8 protein-coding genes and 1 pseudogene are annotated in these 7269 nt (G+C 71.4%); 4 read left to right on the forward strand and 5 right to left on the reverse strand.

The genetic code is table 11. The features are described from left to right. Nucleotides 1–417 (reverse strand): annotated as a pseudogene (locus tag AB7U92_RS18300) (ABC transporter substrate-binding protein); the annotation flags it as partial. A gap of 41 nt (nt 418–458) precedes the next feature. Next, complete coding sequence (locus tag AB7U92_RS18305; protein WP_428580158.1) at nt 459–1454, reverse strand: ABC transporter ATP-binding protein; 996 nt, start codon at nt 1452–1454, stop codon at nt 459–461. Nucleotides 1455–1649: 195 nt separating this feature from the next. Between AB7U92_RS18305 and AB7U92_RS18310 the strand changes: the two genes are divergently transcribed. The 4 genes from AB7U92_RS18310 to AB7U92_RS18325 all read left to right on the forward strand — a co-directional run bounded on the left by AB7U92_RS18310 (nt 1650) and on the right by AB7U92_RS18325 (nt 4877). Then, nucleotides 1650–2384, forward strand: a complete 735-nt coding sequence (locus AB7U92_RS18310; protein WP_428580161.1) for an aspartate/glutamate racemase family protein — start codon at nt 1650–1652, stop codon at nt 2382–2384. A gap of 91 nt (nt 2385–2475) precedes the next feature. After that, on the forward strand, nt 2476–2844 hold the full coding sequence (locus AB7U92_RS18315) for a zinc ribbon domain-containing protein (protein WP_428580164.1): 369 nt from the start codon (nt 2476–2478) through the stop codon (nt 2842–2844). 4 nt (nt 2845–2848) lie between these two features. Beyond that, nucleotides 2849–3790 (forward strand): M48 family metallopeptidase, encoded by a 942-nt coding sequence (locus AB7U92_RS18320; RefSeq protein WP_428580167.1) that lies wholly within the window; start codon nt 2849–2851, stop codon nt 3788–3790. A 13-nt stretch (nt 3791–3803) separates the two neighbouring features. Continuing rightward, the gene (locus AB7U92_RS18325; protein WP_428580170.1) at nt 3804–4877 is read left to right on the forward strand and encodes a toll/interleukin-1 receptor domain-containing protein; all 1074 of its coding nucleotides are present in this window, start codon (nt 3804–3806) and stop codon (nt 4875–4877) included. 9 nt (nt 4878–4886) lie between these two features. Here AB7U92_RS18325 and AB7U92_RS18330 read toward each other — a convergent pair whose 3' ends face one another. From AB7U92_RS18330 to gmhB, 3 genes are read right to left on the reverse strand one after another with little or no spacing between them, the layout of a single operon-like run. Beyond that, a complete protein-coding gene (locus AB7U92_RS18330) occupies nt 4887–5798 on the reverse strand; it encodes a M48 family metallopeptidase (protein WP_428580174.1) in 912 nt (303 codons plus the stop codon). 11 nt (nt 5799–5809) lie between these two features. Continuing rightward, nucleotides 5810–6562: a lysophospholipid acyltransferase family protein gene (locus tag AB7U92_RS18335; protein ID WP_428580177.1), complete on the reverse strand. Its 753-nt coding sequence runs from the start codon at nt 6560–6562 to the stop codon at nt 5810–5812. Continuing rightward, nucleotides 6559–7155: a D-glycero-beta-D-manno-heptose 1,7-bisphosphate 7-phosphatase gene (gene gmhB, locus AB7U92_RS18340; RefSeq protein WP_428580180.1), complete on the reverse strand. Its 597-nt coding sequence runs from the start codon at nt 7153–7155 to the stop codon at nt 6559–6561. Before gmhB ends, AB7U92_RS18335 begins: the two co-directional genes overlap by 4 nt. Nucleotides 7156–7269: the final 114 nt, after the last annotated feature.

Raw genomic sequence — 7269 nt, forward strand, 5'->3', positions numbered from 1 at the left:
GAGGTAGATCACCTTCTTCGGCGCGGTGCCCTGGTCGCCCACCGCCTTGCCGGCCACGGTGCCGGTGGTGAACAGCGTGGTGATCTTGTCGGCGTTCTTGATGCGCCTGGTGTCGATGCCCTTGAGGTTGCCGGTGGGCACGATCTTCTTCAGCGAGAAGTACTCGGTGTCGATCAGGTCGAAGCTGTTCGGCGACGTCACCGCGCGCTTGGTGACCTCGTCGGTATTCACCGCCACGTACTGGATCGTGATGCCGGTGTCGGCCTTGAACTTCTCGGCGATCGCCTTGTCCTGGTTCACCGCGGTGCCCAGGTAGCGCAGCACGATCGGGTCGGCGGCGCGCACGGCCGGGAACATTCCGGTGGCCAGGATGCCGGCGGTGCCCTTGAGCAGGTTGCGGCGGGAGGTGTCGGTCATGGGTCTCTCCTCGGGGTTTCGGAACGAGATCGGAACGGCGGTCAGGCCGCCAGCGGGTGAACTTCGGCGGGATTCCAGTGCGCGCAGGCGGTGTCGCCCGGCTGCCAGGGAGCGGCGTCGAACTCCGCCTCGGGCATCACGACGCTGAACTCGGCCACGCGCTGCGCGGTGAGCGTCAGCAGCACGTAGCTGCCCTGGTATTCGACGTCGCGCACGGTGGCAGGCATCGCGGTCTCGCCCTCGGGCAGCGGTGTGCGCGACAGCCGCGTGCGGTCGCAGCGCACCGCCACCGGCCCGGCGGTGGAGGGAATCACGTTGTGGCCGCCGATGAAGCGCGCGACGAACTCGCTGGCCGGCGCGTTGAACAGTTCGTGCGGCGAGGCGTCCTGCTCGATGCGGCCGTTGTTCATCACGACCACCTGGTCGGCCAGCGCCATCGCCTCTTCCTGCGAATGCGTGACGTGGACAAAGGTCATCGACAGCGACTTCTGCCAGGCCTTCAGCTCGGCGCGCATCCGGATGCGCAGGAAGGGGTCGAGCGCCGACAGCGGCTCGTCGAGCAGCAGCACCTTGGGCTCGGTGATCAGCGCACGCGCCAGCGCCACGCGCTGCTGCTGCCCGCCGGAGAGTTCGGCCGGCTTGCGCTGCGCCAGGTGGCCGAGCGAGACGCGCTCGAGCAGTTCGGCCGCCTTGGCATGCCGCGTGGCCTTGTCCACGCCCTTCATCTTCAGGCTGAAGGCGACGTTGTCCAGCGCCGAGAGATGCGGGAACAGCGCATAGCTCTGGAACATCATCGCCGTGCCGCGTGACGCTGCCGGCAGGTCGGTGATGTTGCGGCCACCGAGCACGATGTCGCCTTCGCTGGCGAGCTCGTGGCCGGCGATCATGCGCAGCGTCGAGGTCTTGCCGCAGCCCGAGGGGCCGAGCAGGCAGCAGTAGCTGCCGGCGGCGATTTTCAGCCCGATGCGGTCGACCGCCACGGTCTCCCCGTAGCGCTTGGTGAGCTGCACGAGTTCGAGCGTCGCGGGGTCGGCCATGCGGCCCGTGTATGCAACCGATGTGCCACGCCCGCGGCCGGCTTTGCCCGCCACTATGCACCGCAGCGCGCCACGCACCGCACCAGCACGGCCCGGATCACGCGGCGCCGCCCGCATTTGGGGCAACCGCCTGCGCCGCGAGCGGGCGCGTGTCTTGCGTCAGCGAGTCGTCCGCTTTGTATACAGGATCGCCCCATGAAGCTGCGCGTGATCAACCCCAACACCACGGCCTCCATGACTGCGTCGATCGGCGCAGCCGCACGCGCGGCGGCCGCACCGGGCACACACATCGAGGCCGTGCAGCCCAGCTTTGGCGCCCCGTCGATCGAAGGCCACCACGATGACGTCTGGGCCGCTGCCGGCGTGGCCGAGCAGGTGCGTGCCGGCGAGGAGGCGGGCGCGGACGCCCACGTCATCGCCTGCTTCGGCGACCCCGGCCTGCATGCCGCGCGAGAGCTCGCAAGCGGCCCGGTGATCGGCATCGCCGAGGCGGCCTTCCATGCCGCCACGCTGCTGGCCACCGGCTTCTCGGTCGTGACCACGCTGAGCCGCACCATCGTGATCGCCGAGCACCTGGTGGTGCAGTACGGTTTCGAGCGCCGCTGCCGCGGCATCCATGGCACCGACATCGCCGTGCTCGAGCTGGACGACCCGGCCAGCGATGCGTACGCACGCATCCTGGCCTGCGCCGAAGCGGCGCTCGAGCGCGACCGCAGCGGTGCGATCGTGCTCGGCTGCGCCGGCATGGCCGACCTGTGCCGCTCGCTGCAGCGGCGGCTGGGCGTGCCGGTGGTCGACGGCGTGGCCGCCGCCGTCAAGCTCGCCGAAGGCCTGGTCGCGCTGGGCCTGGGCACCAGCAAGCGGGGCGACTATGCGGCGCCGCTTCCCAAGGCCTACGCCGGGCTCGCGGCGCCCTGGTCGCCGCGCTGAACTCGCGCGGACTCCCCAGTTCCTCGATTGACAGCCGGCTTCGTGCGGGCATCATGCCCCGCACGAGGGGCTGGCCCCGGGGAGACGAATCATGTTCTGCTCGAAGTGCGGCGCAGAGAACGTCGACGGAGCGCGCTTCTGCGCGAGTTGCGGCACGGCGCTGGCCGTGGCCGCCTCGGTGCAGGTGCCGCCACCGCCGCCGGTGCGTGGCGCGGAGCCTGCCGCCGTCGCGGCCGCCGCCAGCCCCACCGGCAAGACGCCCTGGGTGGCCGCCCTGCTCTCGGCCGTCATCACCGGCGCCGGGCAGCTGTACAACAATGACTGGAAGAAGGGCCTGGCGATGTTCTTCGGCGCCGTGATCGGCTTGATGTTCACCGGCGGGCTGGCCACCATCGCGATCTGGATCTGGTCGATGGTCGACGGCTACCAGGTCGCCTCCGGCAAGGGCAAGGTCTGGTAGCAGGATGGAACGCCTGCAGCTCACCGGCCTGAAGCCGCAGAGCTACGAGCACCCGCTGGACAAGAAGGCGCTCGACGCGCTGCAGAACACCGGCGGGCTCGAGACGCTGGTGCGCAAGGTCAACGAGTGGGGCTTCGAGCGCATGCTGCGCGTGCAGCTCACCGGCAGCCACCTGAAGGTCGGCGCCGACTCCTTTCCCGAACTGCACGAGGTCGCGCGCGAGGCTGCGGCCAACATCGACCTGCCCTCGCTGCCCGAGCTGTACATCGCCGCCGATGGCGGCATCAACGCCTTCACCGCGGGGGTCGGCAGGCCGCTGATCGTGGTCAGCTCGGAGGCCATCGATGCGCTCACGCCGGACGAGCTGCTGTTCGTCGTCGGCCATGAGATGGGCCACATCAAGAGCGGCCACGTGCTGTACTACCAGATCGCCGAGTACCTGCCGGTGCTCGGAAGTCTGATCGGCGGTGTCACGCTCGGCCTGGGTGAACTGGCCGGCGCCGGCCTGCAGGTGGCGCTGCAGAACTGGAAACGCATGAGCGAGTTCAGTGCCGACCGTGCCGGGCTGCTGGCCTGCCAGGACCCGAGCGTCGCGCTCGGCGTGATGATGAAGCTCGCCGGCCTGCCGCGCAGCCGCTACGAGAGCGCCAACACCGAGGACTTCATCGCCCAGGCGCGCGCGTTCGAGTCGCTCGACGACGACGCCCTGAACTGGATCGCTCGGCGGCTCTCGGCGATGGACCAGAGCCACCCGTGGACGGTGCTGCGCGCCCAGCAGTGCCTGCGATGGATCGACGCCGGCGACTACGAGCGGCTGCTCGCCACCGACCACCAGGGCCCACGGCCGACGCTCGGCGCCGCCTTCTGCACCGCCTGCGGCGCCAAGCTCGGCGAGGCCGCGCAGTTCTGCTCGGGCTGCGGCCTGCGGCTGCGCGCGCCGGCCTGAAGGCGCCGCGCTCATGCAACTCACGCTTGCCGTCGCGCCGGGGGCCGAGGCAGCCGCCGGCCCGCTGGCGGGTGCGCTGACCGCCCTGCGCAGTGCCGGCTGGCAGTGCCTGCAACCCGCTCCGGCCAGCGAGGCCGCGCTGCGCCGCGACCTGGCCGGCAGCACGGTGCTGCACCTCGTGGCCGACGCGAACGCGGTGGGCAGCAGCTACGTCACGCTGCGCCTGGCCGACTCGGCCGGTGGCATGCGCAGCGTCAACGTGCAGGCCCTGGCCGCGCTGCTGCGCCAGGCCTCTCCGGCGCTGCAGCTGCTGGTGCTGCAGCCGGCCTCGGCCGCCGAGGCCGCACGCGCGCCGCTTGGTCTGGCCGCTCAGGCGCTGCTGCGCGCCGGCGTCGGCGTGCTGGTGTCGATGCATGCGCCGACGGCAGCAGCCTGCGCCGCGTTCTACCGCTCGCTGGCTGCCGGCGATCGTGTGGACGACGCCGTGGCTGCGGCCAATGCCGCGGCGCTTGGTACGGTCGCCACCGTGCACGCCGGCGGGCCACAGCGCCTGCAGCCGCCGCCCGCCGCTGCGCCGAGCGCTGCGACCATCCGCGCCGAGCCCGCCGAGGCGCCACAGCCGGTCGCCGCCGACCCCTTCGCCGCCGCCTTGCGCCTCAAGCGAGAAGCCGGGCGCTTCGACGTCTTCCTGTGCCACAACTCGGCCGACAAGGCCGCCGTCAAACGGCTTGGCGAAGGCCTGAAGTCGCGCGGCATCCTGCCCTGGCTGGACGAGTGGGAACTGCCGCCCGGGCAGGCCTGGCAGGAACTGCTGGAGCGGCAGATCCAGCGCATCGGCAGCGCGGCGGTGTGCCTCGGTCCGGCCGGCATCAGCCCCTGGCACCAGCAGGAGATGCGCGGATTCATCAGCGAGTTCGTGGACCGCCGCGTGCCGGTGATCCCGGTGCTGCTGCCCGGCGCACCGGCGAAGCCCGAGCTGCCGCTGTTCCTGCGCCAGTTCACCTGGGTCGACTTCCGGCGCGACGATCCCGATCCCTTCGACCAGCTCGTCTGGGGCATCACCGGCCGGCGGCCAGGCTCGCCCTGAGCGGCGTGCTCAGTCGAACGCCGGCAGCACGTCGTCCTTGAGCTGCCCGCGGGCGCGCTCGTAGTCGGGCATCACCGAGCGCACGACGTCCCAGAAGCGTTCGCTGTGGTTCATCTCGCGCAGGTGCGCGAGTTCGTGGGTGACCACGTAGTCGATCGTCGGCATCGCGAAGTGCACGAGGCGCCAGTTCAGGCGGATGGCGCCGTCGGCGCTGGCGCTGCCCCAGCGCGTCTGCGCCGACGACAGCGACAGCTTCGTGCAGCGCACGCCGAGTCGCGCGGCAAAGAGGTCGACGCGCTCCTGGAACACCCGCCGCGCCTGCCGCTGCAGCCAGCTCTGCACCGCGTCGCGGATCTGCTCCGGCGCCGCGGTGTGCGGCAGGCCGACGTGCAGCGTCAGCCGCGGCACGCCGGGCAGCGATTGCGCATCGCTGTTGAGCACGGCGCCGGTGGCGCGCGGGTCGAGCACCACGATCACCGTCTCGCCGAGGAAGGGCACGGCGGCGCCGTCGCGCCAGTCGATGCGCGCCTGCAGCTGGCGCTGGGCGCGCTCCTGCTGCTCGCGCAGCTTGCGCAGGATCCAGTCGGCCTTCTCGTGCAGCGCCGCCTCGATGTCGCCGATGCCGACCCAGCGCGGCGCATTCACCGACAGCCCCTCGGCGCCGACGATGAACCCGATGGTGCGGCGTCGCGCGCGGCGCAGCGCATAGGCGACCAGATGCTCGCGCAGGCGGATCTCACGGTCCGCCTGGGGATGGCGGAAGATCGCCGCCGCCTGGGGCACGGGCGCGGACGACGGCGCTGTCGCGGCCGGCGGCGATGCCCGCGACGGCGCGGGCTCGGGCGGCGCCTCGTCCGCCGGCGCCGCCGCATCGAACAGCGAGAGCTGCTGGGCGGAAGCGGGGGCGTCGCGGCGCGGCATGGGCGCGAAGTTTACGTGGGCTGTGCGGCCGGCGCCGGATCGGCGTAGGCCTCGGGATCGAGGCGGCGCATCTCGGCCTCGACCCAGCGCTCGACCTCGCGCATCAGTTCGTCGGGCTCGCGGCCGGTGGCCGGGATGGGCTTGCCGATCGAGATGTCGACCACGCCGGGGCGCAGCACGAAGCTCTTGCGCGGCCAGCAGCGCGCCGAGGTGACGGCGATCGGCACCAACGGCGTGTCGGTGGTCACCGCCAGCCGCGCCGCGCCGTTCTTGTAGGTGCCCTGGCTGCCGCGCGGCGTACGCGTGCCCTCGGGGAACATGATCACCCAGTGGCCGTCGGCCATGAAGCGCCGGCCCTGCTCGGCCACCTTGGCCCAGGCCTCCGCGCGCTTGCTGCGGTCGATGTGGATCATGTCCAGCCGGCCCATCGCCCAGCCGAAGAACGGGATCATCAGCAGCTCGCGCTTGAACACGTAGCACAGCGGGTGCGGCATCAGCGTCGGGAAGGCGAAGGTCTCCCAGGTCGACTGGTGCTTCGGGCACAGGATGATGCGCGTGTCGGGCAGGTTCTCCCAGCCCTGGATGCGGTGCCGCACGCCGCAGATCACCCGCGCGCCCCAGATCGCCATGCGCAGCCACATCATCGTGAACCAGTACAGGCGGTGGCCGCGCACGAAGATCGAGTAGACCAGCACGAGGATGGCCCACGGCACCACCGTGACCGCCATCCACAGCACGAACAGCGCCGAGCGGACCGCGTTCATTCGTCGCTCCTTCCCGAGGCCGGCCGCGCGCCCCGTTCGCGCGCGATCAGCCACTCGGCGAAGGCGTCGAGGCTGGCGTGCACGCGCGTGCCGGGCACCTGAGCAACGAGCTCGGCGACCTGCCCGTCGTTCATGCGTTCCGGCGCCGCCTTGCCGGTGCGCACCAGGTGCGGCTCGCAGCCGGCGGCCACGCCGGCCTGCAGGTCGCGCAGCGTGTCGCCGACCACCGGCACGGCGTCGAGGCCGAGGCCGAAGCGCTCGCCGATCTGGTGGAACAGCCCCGGCATCGGCTTGCGGCAGTCGCAGCGATCCTCGTTGACGTGCGGGCAGAAGAACACCGCGTCGATGCGGCCGCCGTGCACGGCGAGCATCTGGTGCATCTTCAGGTGCATGGCGTTGAGCGCGGTCATGTCGAACAGGCCGCGGCCGATGCCCGACTGATTGGTGGCCACCACGGTGTGCCAGCCGTTGTGGTTCAACCGCGCGATGGCCTCCAGCGCGCCCGGCACCGGAATCCACTCCTCGGGAGACTTGACGTAGTCGTCGCGGTCCTCGTTGATCGTGCCATCCCGATCGAGGATGACGAGCTTCATGGCGTGCGAGTGGCTGACGGGCATGTCAGGCAGCCAGCTTCGACAGGTCGGCCACGCGGTTCATCGCCGCGTGCAGCCGCGCAAGCAGGCCGAGCCGGTTGGCGCGCAGCTTCG

Origin of the sequence: Piscinibacter sp., from assembly GCF_050175855.1 — a bacterium.
In the GTDB taxonomy this organism is placed as follows: Bacteria; Pseudomonadota; Gammaproteobacteria; order Burkholderiales; family Burkholderiaceae_C; genus Piscinibacter.